This window comes from Maribacter orientalis (assembly GCF_900109345.1).
Lineage (GTDB): Bacteria > Bacteroidota > Bacteroidia > Flavobacteriales > Flavobacteriaceae > Maribacter > Maribacter orientalis.
In genome coordinates this window covers 1-20,132 of record NZ_FNZN01000003.1, presented here as the reverse complement: position 1 = coordinate 20,132, position 20,132 = coordinate 1, and the positions used below count along the sequence as shown (strand labels likewise).

19 protein-coding genes are annotated in these 20,132 nt (G+C 35.2%); 11 read left to right on the top strand and 8 right to left on the bottom strand.

The genetic code is table 11. From position 1 onward, the window contains the following. The first annotated feature begins 7 nt into the window (after window positions 1-7). From BMY56_RS07055 to rlmB, 5 genes are all read left to right on the top strand, one after another. Window positions 8-1,693 carry a SusD/RagB family nutrient-binding outer membrane lipoprotein gene (locus tag BMY56_RS07055; RefSeq protein ID WP_091621958.1) on the top strand — a complete coding sequence of 562 codons (1,686 nt, stop codon included), beginning with the start codon at window positions 8-10 and terminating at the stop codon, window positions 1,691-1,693. Between the two features lie 11 nt (window positions 1,694-1,704). Next, window positions 1,705-2,631: a hypothetical protein gene (locus tag BMY56_RS07050; RefSeq protein WP_091621955.1), complete on the top strand. Its 927-nt coding sequence runs from the start codon at window positions 1,705-1,707 to the stop codon at window positions 2,629-2,631. 158 nt (window positions 2,632-2,789) lie between these two features. Further along, window positions 2,790-4,232, top strand: a complete 1,443-nt coding sequence (locus BMY56_RS07045; protein WP_091621952.1) for a PQQ-dependent sugar dehydrogenase — start codon at window positions 2,790-2,792, stop codon at window positions 4,230-4,232. A gap of 101 nt (window positions 4,233-4,333) precedes the next feature. Further along, window positions 4,334-5,683, top strand: coding sequence for an aryl-sulfate sulfotransferase (locus BMY56_RS07040; protein ID WP_091621950.1), 1,350 nt, complete (start codon window positions 4,334-4,336; stop codon window positions 5,681-5,683). 108 nt (window positions 5,684-5,791) lie between these two features. Further along, window positions 5,792-6,526: a 23S rRNA (guanosine(2251)-2'-O)-methyltransferase RlmB gene (gene rlmB / locus BMY56_RS07035; protein ID WP_091621946.1), complete on the top strand. Its 735-nt coding sequence runs from the start codon at window positions 5,792-5,794 to the stop codon at window positions 6,524-6,526. 4 nt (window positions 6,527-6,530) lie between these two features. Here the strand turns inward: rlmB and BMY56_RS07030 are convergent, their stop codons facing one another. Next, window positions 6,531-7,277: a rhomboid family intramembrane serine protease gene (locus BMY56_RS07030; RefSeq protein WP_091621943.1), complete on the bottom strand. Its 747-nt coding sequence runs from the start codon at window positions 7,275-7,277 to the stop codon at window positions 6,531-6,533. Window positions 7,278-7,416: 139 nt separating this feature from the next. On the opposite strand from BMY56_RS07030, the gene BMY56_RS07025 reads away from it, so the two are divergent. Then, window positions 7,417-8,694, top strand: coding sequence for a replication-associated recombination protein A (locus tag BMY56_RS07025; RefSeq protein ID WP_091621940.1), 1,278 nt, complete (start codon window positions 7,417-7,419; stop codon window positions 8,692-8,694). Here BMY56_RS07025 and BMY56_RS07020 read toward each other — a convergent pair. The 6 genes from BMY56_RS07020 to radC form a co-directional block, all read right to left on the bottom strand. Beyond that, on the bottom strand, window positions 8,691-9,593 hold the full coding sequence (locus BMY56_RS07020) for a hypothetical protein (RefSeq protein WP_091621937.1): 903 nt from the start codon (window positions 9,591-9,593) through the stop codon (window positions 8,691-8,693). The genes BMY56_RS07025 and BMY56_RS07020 overlap by 4 nt on opposite strands. 76 nt (window positions 9,594-9,669) lie before the next feature. Next, on the bottom strand, window positions 9,670-11,115 hold the full coding sequence (locus tag BMY56_RS07015; RefSeq protein ID WP_091621935.1) for a DUF5723 family protein: 1,446 nt from the start codon (window positions 11,113-11,115) through the stop codon (window positions 9,670-9,672). After that, window positions 11,112-11,657 (bottom strand): hypothetical protein, encoded by a 546-nt coding sequence (locus BMY56_RS07010; RefSeq protein WP_091621932.1) that lies wholly within the window; start codon window positions 11,655-11,657, stop codon window positions 11,112-11,114. The genes BMY56_RS07015 and BMY56_RS07010 overlap by 4 nt, the downstream gene beginning before the upstream one ends. A gap of 52 nt (window positions 11,658-11,709) precedes the next feature. Continuing rightward, a complete protein-coding gene (locus tag BMY56_RS07005) occupies window positions 11,710-12,399 on the bottom strand; it encodes a YjjG family noncanonical pyrimidine nucleotidase (protein ID WP_091621929.1) in 690 nt (229 codons plus the stop codon). Beyond that, entirely contained in the window at window positions 12,392-13,639 is a 1,248-nt protein-coding gene (locus BMY56_RS07000) for a polysaccharide deacetylase family protein (protein ID WP_245737166.1), read from the bottom strand. Before BMY56_RS07000 ends, BMY56_RS07005 begins: the two co-directional genes overlap by 8 nt. A gap of 48 nt (window positions 13,640-13,687) precedes the next feature. After that, entirely contained in the window at window positions 13,688-14,386 is a 699-nt protein-coding gene (radC, locus tag BMY56_RS06995; protein WP_091621924.1) for a RadC family protein, read from the bottom strand. 61 nt (window positions 14,387-14,447) lie between these two features. On the opposite strand from radC, the gene BMY56_RS06990 reads away from it, so the two are divergent. Further along, the gene (locus tag BMY56_RS06990) at window positions 14,448-14,891 is read left to right on the top strand and encodes a DUF1569 domain-containing protein (RefSeq protein WP_091621921.1); all 444 of its coding nucleotides are present in this window, start codon (window positions 14,448-14,450) and stop codon (window positions 14,889-14,891) included. A 77-nt stretch (window positions 14,892-14,968) separates the two neighbouring features. Here BMY56_RS06990 and BMY56_RS06985 read toward each other — a convergent pair whose 3' ends face one another. Beyond that, a complete protein-coding gene (locus BMY56_RS06985; protein WP_091621919.1) occupies window positions 14,969-16,333 on the bottom strand; it encodes a UDP-N-acetylmuramate--L-alanine ligase in 1,365 nt (454 codons plus the stop codon). 456 nt (window positions 16,334-16,789) lie between these two features. On the opposite strand from BMY56_RS06985, the gene BMY56_RS06980 reads away from it, so the two are divergent. The 4 genes from BMY56_RS06980 to BMY56_RS06965 all read left to right on the top strand — a co-directional run bounded on the left by BMY56_RS06980 (window position 16,790) and on the right by BMY56_RS06965 (window position 19,938). Further along, on the top strand, window positions 16,790-17,107 hold the full coding sequence (locus BMY56_RS06980) for a cupin domain-containing protein (protein ID WP_091621916.1): 318 nt from the start codon (window positions 16,790-16,792) through the stop codon (window positions 17,105-17,107). A 75-nt stretch (window positions 17,108-17,182) separates the two neighbouring features. Continuing rightward, the gene (locus BMY56_RS06975; protein WP_091621913.1) at window positions 17,183-17,968 is read left to right on the top strand and encodes an SDR family oxidoreductase; all 786 of its coding nucleotides are present in this window, start codon (window positions 17,183-17,185) and stop codon (window positions 17,966-17,968) included. Between the two features lie 146 nt (window positions 17,969-18,114). Next, window positions 18,115-19,206 carry a site-specific tyrosine recombinase/integron integrase gene (gene xerA, locus BMY56_RS06970; protein WP_177170948.1) on the top strand — a complete coding sequence of 364 codons (1,092 nt, stop codon included), beginning with the start codon at window positions 18,115-18,117 and terminating at the stop codon, window positions 19,204-19,206. Between the two features lie 60 nt (window positions 19,207-19,266). Next, on the top strand, window positions 19,267-19,938 hold the full coding sequence (locus BMY56_RS06965; RefSeq protein ID WP_091621908.1) for a hypothetical protein: 672 nt from the start codon (window positions 19,267-19,269) through the stop codon (window positions 19,936-19,938). Window positions 19,939-20,132 lie beyond the last annotated feature (194 nt).

Here is a 20,132-nt window from a genome sequence, read left to right as displayed (position 1 = left end):
TAGAAAAATGAAAATATTTATTAAAAACGTAGTTCTAACTTTATTCTCCGCAGGGCTTATCCTTTCGTGTGAGACTACTGAACTAAATTTGATTACTGACCCAAATGCGGTTAGTCCAGATCAAGCAACGCCAGATTTTTATCTGAATCGCGTACAAGAAGAGTTCGCTCGATTTAATGATGCCTTTGGCACCAATGGATCTGAAGTTACTCGTATTGAACAAATGGGAACTCGACTTTATCAACAAGCATATTCACCTGCTTCACAAGATGCAGAATGGAGATTTGCTTATTCTTCCATGATCACCGATATTAATGCGATGAATGTTTTAGCAACAGACGCTAACTTCAAACGTCATATTGGTATGGGGCAAGTAATGAAAGCATTCACTTTGGTTACTTTGGTAGATTTCTATGGTGATGTACCATATAGCGAGGCCAATACAGGTATTGATAACTTGAACCCTTCTGCTGACAGCGGTGCTTCAATTTATGCAGCTGCTTTAGATTTATTGACTGCTGCAAATGCGAACTTTAATACTACTGACAATGCAGCGGATCCTGAAAATGATTACTTCTACGGTGGTGATTGGGAGAATTGGGTAAAATTATCTAACTCATTGAAATTAAAGATCTATGCTCAATCTAGATTAGTAGATGCAGGAGCTGTAAGTGCTTTTAATGCAATTATCACTGGCGGTAACTACATAAAAACTGTAGATGAGGATTTTCAATTTACATGGGGAACAAATGTTGTTAATCCTGATTCTAGACATCCAAACTATATAGACAATTATACACCACAAGGTTCTAATGATTACATGAGCAACTGGTTGATGAACTACATGGATAATTCTAAAGTTGGTAATGGTGTTGGAAACTATGAAGGTAGTGATCCAAGAATTAGATATTACTACTATAGACAAGCTGAAACTACACCAGGCGCATCTGACTCAGATGGTCCTAATCAACAAGATCTTTCTTGTAGTGTAGAACCTGCACCTGCACATTACGCTGGCTTTACATTCTGTTATTTACCTAATGGATACTGGGGTAGAGATCATGGTGATGATGATGGTACACCTCCAGATGGTCAATTAAAAACAACCTATGGTGTTTATCCTGCAGGTGGTGAATTCGATGACAGTGCCTTCACTCCAGTTGATTTAGGATCTGGAGCTGGTGGAGCTGGTATCATGCCAATATTCTTGGCACAAACTGTCGACTTCTTAAGAGCAGAAGTGGCTTATGCTAGTGGCAACGCAGCTGGTGCTAAAACATTCCTACTTAACGGTATTCAAAAATCAATGGATAAAACATTGGCTTTTGGCGAATTAGATGGCGGTGCAGATTTATCACTTGCTCCATCTGATGATGATGTTGCTGACTATATTGCCGAAGTTGATGCTCTTTATGAAGCAGCTGTTGGTGATGAAAAGCTTAACTTAATCGCAAAGGAATTCTTTGTTTCGTTATTTGGAAATGGAATCGATGCTTATAACTTCTATAGAAGAACAGGATACCCTAACGATTTACAGCCAAATCTTGAGTTTAATCCAGGAGCTTACATAAGATCATTCTTATATCCAGCAGTTTATGCGAATAACAACAATAAGGTTACACAAAAGACTTCTGTGACCGAAAAAGTTTTCTGGGACAACAATCCTGATGCTGGTTTTCCATTATCAAACTAAAAAAAGAAAAGATGAAAAGATATATTAAGAACATAATGATACTTTCGCTAGTTACCACAGGCTTCTTAGCCTGTGAGTCTAGCAACAAGACAATTGATGATGTCTTCGCAGAAATAACTCGTGGGGCTGTTTTCAGATCTACTACACCTGGTTCGGTTATAGCCGCACAAGAATTCAGTTTTTCTGATCCTTCAGCGAGTATTTCAACAACATTTGAAGTTGAAGACAATGCACAAGGAGGACTTTTACAAGACGTTCAAGTGTATAGCTCTTTTAATAGCGCTGCTGACCCTGCAACATCTGTAGCAGAAGTTTTGGTTAGAACAATAGCTGCATCAGAATTTACTACTAATTCAGATGGCTTACCAAGCATTGATGTTACATTTACCTTAGGTGAATTAGCTGGTGCTTCTGGTTTAAATGCAAGTGATTATACTGGTGGAGATTCTTTCACAATAAGATATGCTTTAAATCTTACTGATGGTAGAACTTTTACTAGTACTAATTTGAACAGTACGGTTGCCGGTGGGGCTTTCTTTAGATCACCTTTCACCTATACTATCCCTTTAGTTTGCCCACCTGTTCCTCCAACTGCGGGAACTTGGGTTGTAAACATGGAGGATACTTACGGCGATGGATGGCAAACATCTGACACCACTGCTGGAGATGGCATCACTATTACTTTAGATGATGGCACTGTTTTCGAGGTTGGCCTTTGTTCTCCTTATGGACCATCTGCCTATGACTGTACTCCCGGTAACGTTGGATCTGCAACTGTAGAAATTCCAGCTGGAACGACAACTGCTGATTGGTACTTCCCTGGTGATGCATATGGTGAAATAGTATTTGAAATCGTAACGCCAAATGGTAATGTTGCCGCTAGTGGTTCTCCTGGAACTGCTGCTGGACCAATTGCTATTGATTTCTGTGTTGATTAAGCTATAAATCTATAAATACCAAAAAGGGTGTAAACTATGTTTACACCCTTTTTTCATTTTGGGTATAAACAATTCAAAACCTTTTATTATATTGGAAGACACTGAACATTGAGTTTTTTTGACCCTTTAAGATAAAAAAATCAATTATAAATCTGCATATGCATTTTCAATACATAATTCAAAAAAGACTACTCAAGCACTATATAATTTCTATTATCGTTGTTCTCATTTTCTCTTGCAAGGACCGTTCAGAAAATAAAGACAACACTACCGTTATCACCAATACCTCAACGACAAAGATTACACCCCAAAAAAAAGAAATAAATGGTGGCCTGTATTTCCCAGAAGGTTTTACCGCTACCGTAGTTGTTGATAGCATTGGACCATCAAGGCATATAGCCGTAAATACAAATGGTGATATCTATGCAAAATTAAGAGAACCAAACGGTACCAAAGGAAATATGGCCTTACGTGATACAACTGGTAACGGAGTTGCCAATATCATTCAACGATTTGGAGATTATCCCAATGATGGAACTTTTGCGACTGAAATGCGCATACATAATGGGTATCTATATTTTAGTTCAGAACAGGTCATTTATAGACAAAAACTATCTCCAAACCAATTAATACCAGAAGGCAAGCCTGAAGTAATTTTAACCGATTATTTTCCAAAAAGATGGCACAATGCTAAATCTTTGGCCTTTGATAAAAAAGGTAACATGTATGTAACGTTTAGCGCGCCAACCAACGCTTGTGAAGACCCAAATTCGGTAGGTCAAATAAAAGGAATGAAACCTTGTCCTGGACTTGAAGTATTGGGTAGTATTTGGAGATTTGATGAGAATAAACTAAATCAATCACAACAAGATGGTGAACTTTACGCCACTGGTGTACGAAGCATGGTTGCCATTTCTTGGAATGATATGGACAACAGCCTATATGGACTTCAACACGGTCGCGATTATCTACACAACCATGCCCCACAATATTATAGTAAATGGGATCAAGCCGTATTACCTGCAGAAGAATTTATGAAAATTGAAAAAGGTGATGATTTCGGCTGGCCCTACAGTTATTACGATCACTTTAAAAACAAAAAACTAATAGCGCCTGAGTATGGGGGTGACGGTAAAAAGGAAGCTAAAGATTATAAGAACCCTATTATGGGTCTTCCTGCACATTTTGCACCTAATGATTTATTATTCTATAAAGGCGATGAATTTCCAGAAAGATATAAAAGTGGAGCATTTGTTGCATTTCATGGTTCTATGAATAGAACACCTTACCCACAGGCAGGATATATTGTAGCCTTTATTCCATTTAACAATGGTAAACCAACAGGTACGTGGGAAGTTTTTGCTGATGGTTTTGCAGGGGTGGATACCATCGTTTCAATGCCTGATGCAAAATATAGACCAATGGGCTTGGCAGAAGGTGCAGATGGTTCACTTTATATTTCAGAATCGAAACAAGGTAAAATTTGGCGTGTACAATTTAATGGGGATAAAAAAGCTTTCGGAACCGAACAACTCTCAGAAATGGAGAGCAGGAAATCAAAGTCATATCTTAAGACACCTGAAAATTTAGATAGAGAATGAAGCAATACATTATATTTAATAAAATCACATATTACCTAGGGACTTTAAATTGAAAATTATTTAAAATTCGATTTTTTTAATTAAACATATAAGCAGCAATAATGCAACTAAAATACCTAAATATTAAAATCAGCCTCTATTGTATATTAATTTTTGTTTTATCGTCTTGTTCTACAGACAATACAAAAATCAACGTAATACCAGAGGAAGAAATAGAGACTGAAGTACCCTCTAGCGTAGAGGGAAATGAAGAAACTCCGACAGAATCTTCAACCACAACTATTGGCGAATTGGGTACCGTTACCTTTTACAATGAAGAACTATCAGAAGATGAATACATTCTCGTAAATGATGCCGCTGCAAACAGTGTATATCTAATGGATAAAAATGCGGACTTAGTCTATGAATGGCCATTAGGTGATCGTATAATCGGTAATGATGTTATTTTACTAAATGACGGCACATTGTTAGCTTCACTTGAATCAGACAATCCAGATTTTCAATTTGGAGGACAAGGGGGCATAATTCAAATCATAGATAAAAATGGGCAAACTTTATGGAATTTCGAATATTCTACTACTGAACATAGATCTCATCATGACGTAGAACTTTTACCAAATGGCAACGTATTAGCAATTGCATGGGAGAAAATGGTTAAAGAAGAAGCAATTGCAAATGGCTCAATGCTAGGTACAGATATTTTTCCAGAATCTATTATAGAGATTGATCCTATAACAAACACTATTGTTTGGGAATGGCATGCTAAGCATCATCTAATTCAGGATTTTGATAACTCAAAATTAAATTTTGGAAGCATCGAAGAGAATCCTCAGCTGATAAATTTAAACTATGTTGATGCAGATGGAGGAAATATTATGCACGCAAATGGAATTGGCTACGACGAAATAAATGATTTAATTTATTTAAGTGTAAATTATTATAGTGAAGTTTGGGTCATAGATCATTCTACAAATACTGATGATGCTGCATTACATTCGGGTGGAAAATTTGGAAAAGGTGGTGATTTATTATACCGATTTGGAAACCCTTCAACTCAAAATGATGAAACTACAGAACGTTTATTCATCAATAATCATTACCCCAACCTATTTGAACCTGGTAAAATATTAATCTACACCAATGGTGGAGATCTAGAGCAATCTACCGTTTATGAACTTAAACTACCTACTGAACTTACTCAAAAGACAATACCAAAACCTACACAACCAGAAATTCTGTGGAGTTTTACTGATACAGAATTGTATGCGCCTAAAGTTTCAGGGGCAGTTCGCTTGCCTAATGGCAATACATTAATTACCGAAGGTGATTTTGGATTATGGGAAGTAACCCAACAAGGTGAAGTCGTTTGGAAATTTTCTGCGCCAGGATTCTTTTGGAGAGCATACCATTATGCTAAAGATGATCCTGCAATCTTGGCTCTCGGTCTTTAACTAGCATATAAATAAATTGAAAAAATTATACATTATAAATTAGTTTTTAATACACAAGATTTGCAACAGCTCAACAATAGTTGAGCTGTTTTTATTTACCTTTGCCCCATGGAAAAAACCACTCAGATTTATGGCCTTAGAGCCATTATAGAAGCCGTTAACTCAAATGAGGAAATAGACAAGGTATTTCTTCAAAAAGGTCTTAAGGGTGATCTTATGAAAGAATTGGAGGGTTTATTGCGTAGAAATGAAATCAACATGGTATATGTACCTGTTGAAAAACTAAACCGCTTAACAAAAAGCAACCACCAAGGAGCAGTTGCCAACATCTCTCCTATTTCATTTCATACGATAGAAGAACTTGTTGAAAAGGCTAGTGAAAAGGAGGGTCCTGCCCTATTCTTACTTTTAGACCAACTATCTGATGTTCGTAATTTCGGTGCTATTATCAGAACAGCGGAATGCACTGGTGTTGATGGCATTATTGTTCAAAAGAAAGGCGCCGCCCCTGTAACGGCTGACACGATAAAAACATCTGCCGGCGCAGCGTATAGAGTACCTATTGCAAAAGTAGACCATTTAAAAGATGCCGTTTTTTACTTACAGGCCTCAGGTATTAAAATAGTTTCTGCGACAGAAAAAACAGAGGATTCTGTTTATGATGTTCCTTTTACCGATTCTATTGCAATTGTCATGGGAGCTGAAGACCGAGGCATTACACCTTCTATTTTGAAAGCTTCCGATTATCGCGCAAAGGTACCTTTATTAGGTGAAATCGAGTCATTGAATGTATCTGTGGCTTGTGCCGTATTTTTATACGAAGCTGTACGTCAACGTATGTAAAACATTATTCTTTCTCATTATTTTGATCAGTAGATCTGTAGATATAATTTACCTTAAAATTATCATCTTCAGACATTTCTTCTATCGTGGGTAGTTCTCTAAAATTTCCTTCTTCATCAAAATGTTTTAAGAACAAATCATCCTCTTCTTTAAAATCTTCTTTCTCCCATTCATATTTTTTAGGTTTTGGAATGGTCGCCTTTATTACCCTTGCCAAAAATAATCCGGTAAGAAAACCGGCAAGGTGTCCCTCCCATGAAATTCCTTCCTCAACAGGAAATATATACCATAGCAAACTACCATAAATAAAAACCACAATTAAAGAAAGTGCAATAAGCCTATAGTAAGAACTAAAAATACCCTTGAAAAATATAAAACTTGCAAGCACATAAATAAGTCCGCTTGCACCGATATGATATGAAGTACGGCCAATTAACCATGTTAGAAGACCTGATATTATAATTCCATAAATCACTATTTTCCAAGCCACATCCTTATAAAAATACCATAATGCAGTAAGTAGAATCCCTAACGGAATCGTATTGTTATATAAATGCTCTAGTGACCCATGTATGAATGGACTTAAAATCACCCCTTTAAGACCAGATAGCGTTCTTGGCATCACACCCATTTCATTGAAGTTTACTCCCAGAGCCAATTCTACCCAATACACCGCCCAAATAATAATCATGGCCAAAAGTGGAATCACCAATACTCTATTTGAAAATTTAAAATGTCCCATTTCTGACATCAGCTTTCTTTTGAATTGATTTTACAATTATGTGGCCAAATTATTGAAATTGGTCAAATTGTCACACGATGATTTGTAAAGTTATCAATTGACTAACTAAGAATTATCTTCTCTTTTAAGATTATCATACTTTTGTAGTATGAATGAACCTTTAGCCGAACGTGTACGCCCTAAAACCCTAGACGAATATATTAGTCAACATCATTTAGTTGGTGAAAAAGGCTCGTTAACACATCAAATTAAAAAAGGAATAATTCCTTCACTCATACTTTGGGGCCCTCCTGGAACTGGTAAAACTACGTTGGCCAATATTATCGCAGAAGAAAGCAAACGCCCATTTTACGTACTCAGTGCTATTAATAGTGGTGTTAAAGATATTCGTGAAGTTATTGATAAAGCGAAGCAGGCGGGTGGCCTATTTACTTCTAAAAATCCTATTTTATTTATTGATGAGATACACCGTTTCAGTAAATCTCAACAAGATTCATTATTAGCGGCTGTAGAAAAAGGTTGGGTAACTTTAATTGGCGCAACTACCGAAAATCCAAGTTTTGAAGTTATACCTGCACTATTATCTCGATGCCAGGTTTATGTATTAAATGCTTTTGGAAAAGAAGATTTAGAAAATCTAATTACTAGAGCGATGGACAAGGACCAATTTCTGAAAAATAAAAATATTGAACTTAAAGAAACCGAAGCCTTGCTTCGTTTATCTGGAGGTGATGGTAGAAAATTGCTAAATATTTTTGAACTGGTCGTTAATTCTGAAGAAGGTAATAATGTTATTATAACCAATGATCTGGTACTCTCAAAAGTTCAAAAAAACACCGTTCTGTATGACAAAACAGGTGAGCAGCATTACGATATTATATCAGCTTTTATTAAATCTATACGTGGCAGTGACCCCAATGGTGCCGTTTATTGGTTAGCAAGAATGATAGAAGGTGGCGAAGATGTGAAATTTATTGCGCGTAGAATGCTTATATCTGCCTCTGAAGATATCGGTTTAGCAAACCCTACGGCTTTAGTGATGGCAAATACCACTTTTCAAGCAGTTACAACTATCGGTTACCCTGAAGCACGTATCGTTCTTAGCCAGTGTGCTATTTATTTGGCAACTTCTGCTAAAAGCAATGCAAGTTATATAGCAATAGGAAAGGCACAGCAAGCAGTAAAACAGACTGGAAATTTACCCGTACCCTTACCCTTACGAAATGCACCAACTAAATTAATGAAAGATTTAGGATATGGACAAGAATATAAATACGCACACGATTTCCAAAACAACTTTGTAGATGCAGAATTTTTACCTGAGGAACTTTCTGGTACTACTTTTTATAAACCCGGAAGTAATGCACGAGAAAAAGCACTAAGTGATTTCTTAAAAAATAGATGGAAAGAGAAGTATGATTTTTAGAATTTTATGTTCAGTTCTTCTTGAACCAATTTGTCATTCTCATAGTACTCAAAAATCCAGCTACCCTCTTTCTGAAATACTATTCCGTTTTTTGTATCGGTTTTGCCCATAAATATATTATCGACTGAGCTCTTTAGTAAATTCATTCTTACTTTAGGCGTACTATCAACCAATTGAAAGCCAACATTGGTTGCTTGGGCGTACCAAATATCGTCAACGTTCGGTTTTTTTAATTCTACTTTCTTAAAAGTTGTTATCTCCTTTTCCGCTTTTTTAATGTTCGAATCCACTGGTGTATTATCTTTGTAGTATTGTGTTGTCTCTGTAGCTTCTTCAGCAACAATTTTTGAATCACCACCTTTTTCTTCCATTTTTGCCGACTCTATATTACTCATTTCATCAACTTTATCTTCATCAAGTTTTTTAACATCATTTCTAAAACTAACCGTAACAGCTTCGTTCTTCTCACTCTTTCCAGTATACGCATATTCAACCCCATTAAAAGAACGCATTGCCTCTCTTATTGACTCAGTATAGGCCTGCTTATATTCCTTTTCTTTACTTGTCCCTTGCATTGAAGTAAAAACGGTATTATCATTACAATCTTTTAATACTATGATTGTCTTTGTAGTAAACAAACTACTATCATCTTGTAACTCAACCAATAGCCCTAAACATCTATTTGTATTCAAATCGCTAGGCAAAGCATCATCATAAACGACATTGAACCCTTTTCCATTAAAAAGATATTTTATTAACGTACTCGTTTGAAACTCGTTGGTTTCTTTAAATGAATCGAACTTTTTAGGAACGATAATGTATTTATAATCATTTAAATTCGTTTGAGCATAGGCGGAATAACCTATACAAACAAATAGTAATGCGATAAAAGTTTTCAAAATTCTATAATTTTAAATTCGAGGTAATATATGAAAAAAGCATGCCAAAAATATAAAATAGTGCGAAGAAGGCAGACTACTTATTACGTCCCCAAGATATAATATTCATTCCTAGCTGAAATGAAGCGTAGTTCGCTGCAGCTATATTCTTATATGAAAGCAAATTATCTGCCATTACGTAAAAGTTTATTGGTCCTGCTTGTAAGTTCATTCCTAAACCCACATTCGTGTAACTAAATTTATCTACCGTATACGTTCCTTTTAGTGCTAGAAAATTACCCAACCTACGAGTATAAAAACCGGTAAGAGCAATTTGCGGACCTCTAGGCCTATTAATCATATATAATTGACCACCGATTGAATTTCTATACTTTGTGCGAAGTTCAGCACCACCGGAAGACCCTGCGGTGCAATCACAATCTAATTGCCCACTTCCATTATTTACAGGCTCTCCAAAATCATTTCGAATAGATGCATATAGTTTTGTAGGCCTAAATGTGACATAACTATTCGTGTCAGTTTCAAAGGGAACTAAAGCTTCAACCTCATCTACTAAATCTTGCCAAAAATCTCTATTCAAATTTGCGAAATTTTCTAAAATATCAATCTCTATACCTTCAACAGTTGCTTTTCCGTTTAGACTATAACTTTTAGCATCGTTACCGTGATATATAAAACCTAAATCTAGAACACTACCCGTTATAGTAGTTCTTTCGTTTAAATGAAATGTAAAACCAACATCAATTCCCAAACCTAAATCACCTCCGAAAAAAGCTCTTTTCACAAATTGACCTGCAGCCGTATCTGAATCACTTGCTTCATCTAAAGCTTGAAATCCAGAAGTATGCAACATTAAATCTGCATCTAATGTCGTTGCTATTCTATTATTTTGACCTTCCGTATTTACCAAATAACCTTTATTTGACGTAGAGCTATAATCTACAATTCCAGAATAAAGTTTACCTCTTGCACCTACCGTTAAATTTCTGTCTACCTTTTTATTTATTCCAAAATGAATTACATTAATCATCGAACCTCTTGACTTCAAGTCACCTAAGTCAAATTCTCTATTCAACTGGTCTGCATTACCATCAAAGATTAAATAGGCATAATCTTGTGGCCAAAAAGTGATATTATCTATTTCCAAATAACCTCCGAAGGAATAAAAAATACTAGGGTCATTACTTCTAAATCCTCCATTAAAATATTCTAATTGCACGGTAGTACTAAATTCATCACGTGGCTTTAATACATCTAATGCTCTTTCTCGCACTTTTATATTAATGTCAACACCATCATTAGCGAAAATATCATTTACAGATATTCCATTTGCACCGACATAGCCTGAAACTCCAGATAATAGTGGCAGACCAGCATACCATTTAAAATCTATTTCCGTACCAGGGTTTAATGATAACGATTGAGGAATCTCATTAAAATCATAGAGTATTTCCTTATTCTGGGCAAAAACACTCATGGTAAGCATTACACTACCAAGTAGTAAATAATGGGTTAACCTCATTTTAATTCTAATGTGAATTTAGCGCTAGAACGAAGCACGATGGAGGGATTCGTAAGATTTGAAGTACTACTGCCATCTCCTAAATTAGTGGCAACCAATCTTATTTTTGAAGTATTTTTAATGATATCAAGACTTTTACCGGTAGGGCCATAAGCAACATTTCTTATTAGAGTAGAAGTAGGCGCTGCGTCCATTCTGAATTCTTCAGTATCTAAAATATTTTCATTTTCATCAAGAAATTCAAGACTTATTTCTATTGGCTTGCTTGTCGTATTTTCAAGCTCATAACTTAGCACACCTGAAAGTACTCTTTCTGCAAAAAAAGGCTCTTCAAAAGCATCGAAATTAAAATCTTGAGTAAAAAAACTGAGTCCCGAAACCCTATTTATAAGGCTTTCTTGAGCCTTAACATAGAAAACACTTGTCTCATAAGTAGGTGTAATTTCTAAATTATCTAGCTGGTCGAAATCTTGTGGTTCAGAACAAGCTATAACCAACAGAAAGCCAAAAATTACAGTTACTAAAATTCGAAAGCCTTTCATTTCTATTTATAGATTATACATTACAGGGGGTAACCCTGTAGTAGTATTAACTCTATAAAAACGATTTTATTTCTTGTAAATCGTAAATAATGGGCGCTTCATTATGACTTTCTTCTCTATGGGCGTTAAAATGAATTGTATGAAAACCAACAGCTTTTGCACCAAGAATATCGGCTTCTAAACTATCGCCGATCATTAAAGAAGTCTGAGGATTGGCATTAGCCCTGTTTAAGGCAAGATTAAATATGATAGGATTGGGTTTTTTTACCCCTGCCATTTCAGAATCAATAATGTGATTGAAATAACTATGAATACCTGAATTCCTTAATTTTTTATCTTGTATTTCTTGAAACCCATTGGTAATTATATGCAGTTTATAATTTGGTTGCAAATAGTCTAGCACCTCAATAGTATTGGGAAAAAGATTATTAAATGTAGAAAGATTGTTGATATATTCATCGGATAAAATATCGATAAGCTGATCTGAAACAGGATAGCCTATCGTATCAAAAACCGACTTCAACCTTTGATATCGCAATTCTGATTTCGTAATTTTTTCCTCACGATACATTTTCCAAAACCTGAGATTTGCAGGCACATAAACTTCTAAGAAATCTCCAATCTCTAAATTTATTTGTTGTTCAACAAAAATTTTCTGAAAAGTAAATGCTGAATTTTTATCGAAATCCCAAAGTGTATGATCTAAATCGAAAAAAACATCGGTAACCTTATTTTTAAACATGTTGTTCTTTTAATATTTCAGCGTACAATGACATCCAATCTCTATCATCCTTATTCCCTAGAAGTTCATTAGAAAACATTACGATCATAGTACCATTGACTTTATTTACCTCATCTTTTATTTTTCTTACGTGTTGCAGTAGTACCTCATCTTTCTTAATTTTTGCCAAGGCGTAATCATGAATAGCAAAAGGGTGTACTTTAATGGGTTGCTTTACTTCTAAGGGAATATCATAGAACTGAAATGCGGTACACGTACCTGCCCTAAATCCTAATTCATAGGTATACCCCATGGTATAGTCATCAGTAAATTCTGCGGTAATTAAATTTCGGTAAGTTTCGGGTACATCTACTCTATTATAGCGCATTTTAGAACTGTTGACAGGTCTATTGATTACCTCCTCTAAATTAGCCTTTTCCTTTTTCAATAATTCTAGATCTGTAAAAGAACTATACGAGGCCGCCAAAGATACTGGTGCATAATCGGCAACATATTTTATTAACGACTTAAACTTGATGCTATTAGTAGAAACATTCTTATCGTATTTCGAATAATCAGCAAACTGAAAAAAGAAATTACTCTTCACGTTGTACTTTTTATGTAAAGCTATTAACTCTTCATAATTGTCAAAAGGATCCTTCATTTTATTTAGACCAACCGATATTCGGTCAGCAACCCGTCTCAACTTAAGAGTACCGAGATCCATTAACAACCCTGCTAAGCCACGCACTATGCCTCTATTGGCATAACAATGTGAGGTAGCTACATCTAAGACTGAAACAAACTCATAGCCTTTAATTTTATATTCAAAATCATCGAAACGTTCTTTTAAGGCATCTAATAATTTATAGGCCCATATATCTACAACTGGTTTTTGAAGAAAGCCATTTTGATATGCAATACTATCTTTTGGTGAAAATCTACTATGTATATCTTTTACATGTGGTAAATATTCCTCGTACCTAGAAATTAGAAAAAAACTAGCGGCAAAAACGTCATAGGGAAGATTACTACGCTCACCAGTTGGAAAAAAGCAAGGTGTACCCTCCCAATCTGCACTAGTTAATTGAATATCATTAATTCCCTGTTCGAACAACAATTCATTACTACGTATAAAAAACTCGTTCTGTAAAGGCTGTTTAGTATAGGTTATTTTTGGCCCAGTATGTTTTATAAATTCTTCAACCTTAGTTGTAAAATCTAATTCAACACCCAATATATTAACGAAAATATGCCTCATGATATAGGTAAGGCGAGGTGTTATTTTATGAGTGTAAATCAGTAACATTTATAGAATTTTTTCATCGGCAAAGCTATAATAACTTTTCTGAGTAATAATCAAATGATCCAATACCTTAACATCTAAAGTTTCGCTAGCGGTCTTTATTTTTTGGGTAATCTGTTTATCTGCAGCACTTGGGCTTAGGGTACCCGAAGGATGGTTATGTGCTAAAATAATGGCTACTGCCCCAATCTCTAACGTTTGTTTCATTACCAAACGAACATCGACCAAGGTGCCGGTAATACCCCCCTTACTTAACTGAGCCTTATGTAATACTTTATTGGAATTATTTAAAAAAAGAATCCAAAATTCTTCATGTTCCAAATCGCCAAGTAAAGGCTGTAAAAGGTGATAAACATCTTGACTGCTTCCTATCTTATCAATTTTAGCAGCGTCTTCTTCCCTTCTCCTTCTTCCAATTTCTAAGGCTGCCGTAATACTTACCGCTTTCGCTTCACCAATTCCTTTAAAGGTCATTAGCTGTTTAATTGAAAGTCTACCTAGCTCATTCAGATTATTATCTACAGTTGCTAAAATACGTTTAGAGAGCTCAACAGCACTTTCGGCCCTACTACCTGAGCCTATTAAAATAGCAATCAATTCTGCATCAGATAATACCGAACGACCTTTCTGCACCAATTTTTCTCTTGGCTTATCATCATCTGACCAATTTTTTATAGAGAACGATTTTGATTTATCCTGCATAGGCTAAAGATACAGAACAAATTATTTTATGGTAAATTTAAACATCAATTAAAAGGCACCTATGAAATCATTACTTACCGAAGATGGATATCAAGAAATAAAAGGAAGAATTGAACAACTTACTGAAAATTCAGAAAAAGGTTGGGGTAAAATGTCTGTTGGTCAAATGTGTTGGCATTGTCAATATCCGTTGAAATTAGCCATAACCAATAAACCAAATACCTCTAAAGGAAATTGGTTCATTAAAACCTTTTTTAAGAAATCATTATATAATGATAAGCCTTGGCGTAAGAACTTGCCAACAGCACCTCAACTAAAAACGAAGGAAAATAAGGATTTCTCTTCTGAACATGAGACCTTAAAATCTTTAGTAAATGAATTATATGCTGTGCGTGACCGGGATGAATGGTACCCACACCCTGCTTTTGGCACATTTACTAAAGAACAATGGGGCCAAATGCAGTATAAACATTTAGACCACCATTTAACGCAATTTGGGGTTTAAGTATTGGTTGTTGGAAAAAAACTAAAAGTTTTAAAAAAAGAATACCTCTGATTCTTAACACCTAAAAAACTAGATCTTTATTTTGTACCAGCCATTAAACCCTGCAGTTTATTCAAATCGAATCCGCCGTAATTACCGGAACTCATTAACAATAATGTGGCGTTTTTGTACTGTTGATTTTCTAAAAGTTCATGAAACGATTTTGCATCGGTAAAAATCTTCAGATCGTCTCTTTCAAAAGCTTCGGAAATTTGTTCTGGTGTAACTGCATCTAATTTTTTAATCGCTACCGATTCTGGTAGAAAGAAAATCACAGCTTCATCGGCAGCATTTAAAGCACCTTTATATTCCTTTAAAAATTCTGGGTTAAAACTACTGTAGGTATGCAGCTCTAAACAAGCTATTAATTTTCTATCAGGATACTGTTCTTTTACCGCCTTTGTCGTTGCTGCTACCTTACTTGGTGAATGTGCAAAATCTTTATATGCAATACTCGAAGCACCTTCAGCAATCTTTTCTAGTCGTTTCGATGCTCCTTTAAAAGTGGCTATCGCCTCGTAAAAATCATCTTCATCAACACCCATATTTTGACAGATCCATTTTGCGCCGGCCAAATTACTTAAATTATGTTTTCCGAACACCTCAATAGGCATAGGGCCTTCAGAAGTTTCTAAAAGAGTTTCTCCATCTTCAACACTATATTCTGGAGTTGTATATGGTAATTTACGAATGGCATTTTCAGATGCTTCAACTACTTGCTTTACTATATCGTCTTCCTCATTATAGGTTATTGAACCTCCTTTCACAATACTGTCCACGAAAATTTTGAATTGCTCAACATAATTCTCAAAAGTTGGAAATACGTTGATATGATCCCAAGCAATACCACTCAATAAGGCAATATTGGGCTTATATAAATGAAACTTAGGTCGCCTGTCTATGGGTGAGGACAAATACTCATCTCCTTCCAAAACGATAAAGTCATTATCCTCGGTCAAATGAACCATTCTCTCAAATCCTTCTAATTGTGCCCCTACCATGTAATCAACCTCAATATCATGAAAGTTTAGTACATGTAAAATCATAGACGTAATAGTCGTTTTACCATGACTACCACCAATAACTACTCTCGTCTTATTCTTAGATTGCTCGTAAAGAAATTCTGGGTACGAATAAATGGTCAACCCTAATTCTTGTGCTTTTAGTAATTCAGGATTATCTGCCTTTGCATGCATGCCTAATACAATGGCATCTAAATCAGAATTTATCTTTTCAGGAAACCAACCGAATTCATTTGGCAATAATCCCTTTGCTTGCAACCTCGATTTAGAAGGCTCAAATATAACATCATCACTACCTGTAATCTTGTATCCTTTGTGTTCTAAAGCAAGTGCTAAATTGTGCATGGCACTTCCTCCTATAGCAATAAAATGTATTTGCATTCCTAAATTTTAGTCTCCAAAGATAAGTATTGTCCTTTTATAATAACGGAATTCTAGCCTTTCGAAGCGATTCCTTAACTATTTAATACGCATTGTTTTATCGATGAAATACAGATTTTATTAACACTATTCAACACTATTAGTAGTATTCACCCTACAATTTTATTGCCTGACAATATATTTTTCCTTACCCTACTATTCCGAAATACTTTTAAAATCGAATAATTGCATTTATCAACCAACTACGTTCAGGTTACCCTGGGGAAGAAGCTTGTTCAGAAGAAGACCATGAATGGAACCGTCGCTGCGAATTCGTAGTAGTAGGTTGGGATTATGATAGTAAGAAACCTTTATAACATACTAAAATTTAAAAAATCAAAAGCCTCATAGGATTAATCTTCTGAGGCTTTCTTTTTGCAACCATTTCAATTATCTTGGTGTTCATAAATAAAAGCTATGACACTGAACCTTTCCAACATTCCATCAAAAGAAATCATGCCTGGCTATTTTGGCAAACTAGTACACTCAGAAAACATGAGTATTGCCATCTGGGAGGTGAAAAAAGACGCCAAAGTGCCCGAACATGCACATATGAATGAGCAGATTATGCATGTTATGGAAGGCGATTTTGAATTTACCTTAGACGGTGAAACAAAAGTCTATCACTCGGGTGATATTGTTATCATTGCACCTCACTTAAAACATAGTGGTAAGGCATTGACCGATTGCAAATTGTTAGATGTTTTTAGTCCGACGCGAGAAGAGTATCGATAATTGGTTGTTGGTTGTTGGTTGATGATTGAATGACTTCGACTACGCTCAGTAACCTAATATAAATAAGTTTATGAAATGAACATATCTCTAAAAAATAAAAAAGCATTGGTTGGTGGCAGTAGTGATGGTATCGGCAAGGCAATTGCACAACAGTTGGCAGCAAGTGGAGCAAGTGTAACCCTTATGTCTCATAGTGCCGAAAAACTACAACACATTGTAGCCAAGCTACCGAAAGACGAAGGTCAACGGCATCAATATTTAGTAGTAGATTTCAATGATTTTCACGGATATCGCAACATTATAACCGATTATTTCGAACATAATTCCGTTGATATTTTGGTAAACAACACTCAAGGTCCGGCAGCAGGCAATGCACTCGAAAAAAAAGTTAGCGATTATCAAGAAGCGTTCGACTTACTCTTTAAAACAGTTGTTTTCACTACAGAATTGGCCTTAAAACATATGATTGAAAACAATTGGGGGCGCATTATCAATGTGGCATCTGTTTCGGTAAAAGAGCCGCTTTCGTATTTAGCATTATCAAACTCCATACGAGCTGCAGTAGTTACTTGGGCAAAATCATTGGCAACCGATGTTGGTAAATATAATATTACCGTTAATAATGTTCTTACCGGTTATTTCGACACCGACCGTATTGCACAACTAAATGCTAAAAAAGCCGAGCAGTTAGGTATTGCCCAAAGTGAAGTTAGAAAAGAAATGGAATCGAGGGTGGCGGCACAGCGTATAGGCGACCCAAAAGAATATGGCTACTTAGCAGCATTTTTAGCCTCTGATAATGCGGCCTATATTACAGGTATAAACCTGCCTATTGATGGTGGATTATTAAAATCGCTGTAAGTTTATTTATTCCTTATAAATAGTATGATTTAAGCGATTACAAACGACAATAAACGCTTACAAACGTTTAACACCCAGCTATAAGTTGAGAATTTCATTAGACTTGTCATATGCATTCTCTAAAGTCCATAACCCTGTATCATTTGATGATCAAAGACGTAAAGATGATCGGTATCAAATTCACGCCAGATAAGTTGATACAGAACTTAATTAAAGGACTCCCCGACCCTAAATGGAGTCAACAATATAATATGGCTTATATACCCAATACCAAAGCGAACTTGGGTATAGTGTTTAATACGTTCAAAGGAGCGGTATGGATAAACTACCATAAATTTTTTACTAATAGACCAATTAATACCCATAACAAAACATTAGATGTGCAATGGTTTAGAAGTAGAGTTACTACGCCAGGTTATAGACTTTGCCCAGAAGAATATTTATTAAAACTAGAACTTAAAAGGTATGCCAACAGTACCGTTAAAACTTATGTAACTTTTTTTGAGCTATTCATAAATCACCATTACAATAAAAAACTAAAAGAACTTAATGAAAATGATATTAGAAGTTTCCTTCAAAATCTTATTCAAAAGGAATATTCAAATTCTTATATAAATCAAGCAATTAATGCTATAAAATTCTATTATGAAATTGTTTTGGACATGCCAAACCGTTTTTATGAAATAGAACGACCTAGAAAAGAATCAAAACTACCCACAGTAATCTCAAAAGAAGAAATACTTTCAATCATTGAAAGCACCAACAATATTAAACATAGATGTATAGTTCAGCTACTTTACGGTTCAGGTTTACGACGCGGTGAACTTCTAAATCTTAAATTGAGTGATATTGATAGTAAACGGATGCTAATTCGAGTTGAAAATTCGAAAGGGAATAAAGACAGAGTAACTTTATTATCAAAAACAGCGCTCCATGATCTTCGACGCTACTATACTAAATATGAACCAAAAGTGTATCTTTTTGAGGGAAATAATGGAAATAAATATAGCGGAGTTAGCGTGTTGAAAGTTGTAAAAACTGCAGCAGAAAAAGCTAAAATTAGGATAGTAGTAACACCTCATGTATTACGACATAGTTTTGCCACTCACCTATTAGAATCAGGTACAGACATTCGACAAATACAAGTACTATTAGGACATGGTTCAACAAAAACAACAGAAATTTACACTCATGTTGCCACGAACACTTTCGAAAGTATAAAAAATCCATTAGATTAGGTGTTCACAAAAAAGATATAAGAGTACCCAGGTACTCTTAGCCAATTGTTAGCATACATTATGAAAAAAATTCCGTTCATATTATTTTTTCTCTGTGCCTTTGCAAAAGGACAGAACATAAAGGAACTCTACGCTGAACGATTTGAAGACGATTGGAAAGTTTACAAAGATGAAAATTATGTAAAAAAATATATTGACACAACAATTGTGTACAAACTTGAAAGTGGAAGAAGTCCTGAAGAAGAATTACTTTTTCAAGCAAAGGAAAACCACAACAAAAGAGCTGAAAGACTTTCTCAAATATTTTCGAGTTTAAAAATAAACCTTAAGGAATTAGACTCTCTTGTTTTTATAGAACAACGCTCAACTAATTCGAATTTTGAAAATGATTTTGTAAAAAAGGGGGCTATAATTACCAATGATAGCATTTACGGATTTTCATATGACCTTGATGACGAAAATCAGGGAATTAAGAGAAGTAATTACTTTCAAAATTCCAAAAACGAAACTCTGAATCAAGCTAAAGTAATAATTGGAAATTTGGTTTTATCTTCAAAAACGAACTATTTGGATTCCCTAGCGAAAGTCGAATCAGAAATGTTAGCTGGACCATTAAAGGACTTAATACCAGAAACCGAATTTGAAATATTGATTTTTAATAAAAAGAAAGGAAACGAATTAAGGCGTATCTATTTACACGAAACATTTGTCCGAATAATAAACCAAAAATAACGTATGCTAACAAAACCTATAGCAAATAGGGCGGTAAGTTCTGAATCTAAACGCTTGGGCGTGTCTGTGAAGTCCGCCAAATCTTTTAATTTGGCTTTTAGATTAAATAAAAACTAAATACAAAAACTTTGGCTATGGGCTTGGCGGAAAGATAAGTGCTTATCACCCGCCCTACTTGCCATAGCTGGGACGTT

What these genes read in the sequence shown, in the direction of transcription:
- BMY56_RS07055 (WP_091621958.1), top strand. Translation starts at nt 8, where the DNA reads ATGAAAATATTTATTAAAAACGTAGTTCTAACTTTATTCTCCGCAGGG.
- BMY56_RS07050 (WP_091621955.1), top strand. Translation starts at nt 1,705, where the DNA reads ATGAAAAGATATATTAAGAACATAATGATACTTTCGCTAGTTACCACA.
- BMY56_RS07045 (WP_091621952.1), top strand. Translation starts at nt 2,790, where the DNA reads ATGCATTTTCAATACATAATTCAAAAAAGACTACTCAAGCACTATATA.
- BMY56_RS07040 (WP_091621950.1), top strand. Translation starts at nt 4,334, where the DNA reads ATGCAACTAAAATACCTAAATATTAAAATCAGCCTCTATTGTATATTA.
- rlmB (WP_091621946.1), top strand. Translation starts at nt 5,792, where the DNA reads ATGGAAAAAACCACTCAGATTTATGGCCTTAGAGCCATTATAGAAGCC.
- BMY56_RS07030 (WP_091621943.1), bottom strand. Translation starts at nt 7,277, where the DNA reads ATGTCAGAAATGGGACATTTTAAATTTTCAAATAGAGTATTGGTGATT.
- BMY56_RS07025 (WP_091621940.1), top strand. Translation starts at nt 7,417, where the DNA reads ATGAATGAACCTTTAGCCGAACGTGTACGCCCTAAAACCCTAGACGAA.
- BMY56_RS07015 (WP_091621935.1), bottom strand. Translation starts at nt 11,115, where the DNA reads ATGAGGTTAACCCATTATTTACTACTTGGTAGTGTAATGCTTACCATG.
- BMY56_RS07010 (WP_091621932.1), bottom strand. Translation starts at nt 11,657, where the DNA reads ATGAAAGGCTTTCGAATTTTAGTAACTGTAATTTTTGGCTTTCTGTTG.
- BMY56_RS07005 (WP_091621929.1), bottom strand. Translation starts at nt 12,399, where the DNA reads ATGTTTAAAAATAAGGTTACCGATGTTTTTTTCGATTTAGATCATACA.
- BMY56_RS07000 (WP_245737166.1), bottom strand. Translation starts at nt 13,639, where the DNA reads ATGAGGCATATTTTCGTTAATATATTGGGTGTTGAATTAGATTTTACA.
- radC (WP_091621924.1), bottom strand. Translation starts at nt 14,386, where the DNA reads ATGCAGGATAAATCAAAATCGTTCTCTATAAAAAATTGGTCAGATGAT.
- BMY56_RS06990 (WP_091621921.1), top strand. Translation starts at nt 14,448, where the DNA reads ATGAAATCATTACTTACCGAAGATGGATATCAAGAAATAAAAGGAAGA.
- BMY56_RS06985 (WP_091621919.1), bottom strand. Translation starts at nt 16,333, where the DNA reads ATGCAAATACATTTTATTGCTATAGGAGGAAGTGCCATGCACAATTTA.
- BMY56_RS06980 (WP_091621916.1), top strand. Translation starts at nt 16,790, where the DNA reads ATGACACTGAACCTTTCCAACATTCCATCAAAAGAAATCATGCCTGGC.
- BMY56_RS06975 (WP_091621913.1), top strand. Translation starts at nt 17,183, where the DNA reads ATGAACATATCTCTAAAAAATAAAAAAGCATTGGTTGGTGGCAGTAGT.
- xerA (WP_177170948.1), top strand. Translation starts at nt 18,115, where the DNA reads ATGATCAAAGACGTAAAGATGATCGGTATCAAATTCACGCCAGATAAG.
- BMY56_RS06965 (WP_091621908.1), top strand. Translation starts at nt 19,267, where the DNA reads ATGAAAAAAATTCCGTTCATATTATTTTTTCTCTGTGCCTTTGCAAAA.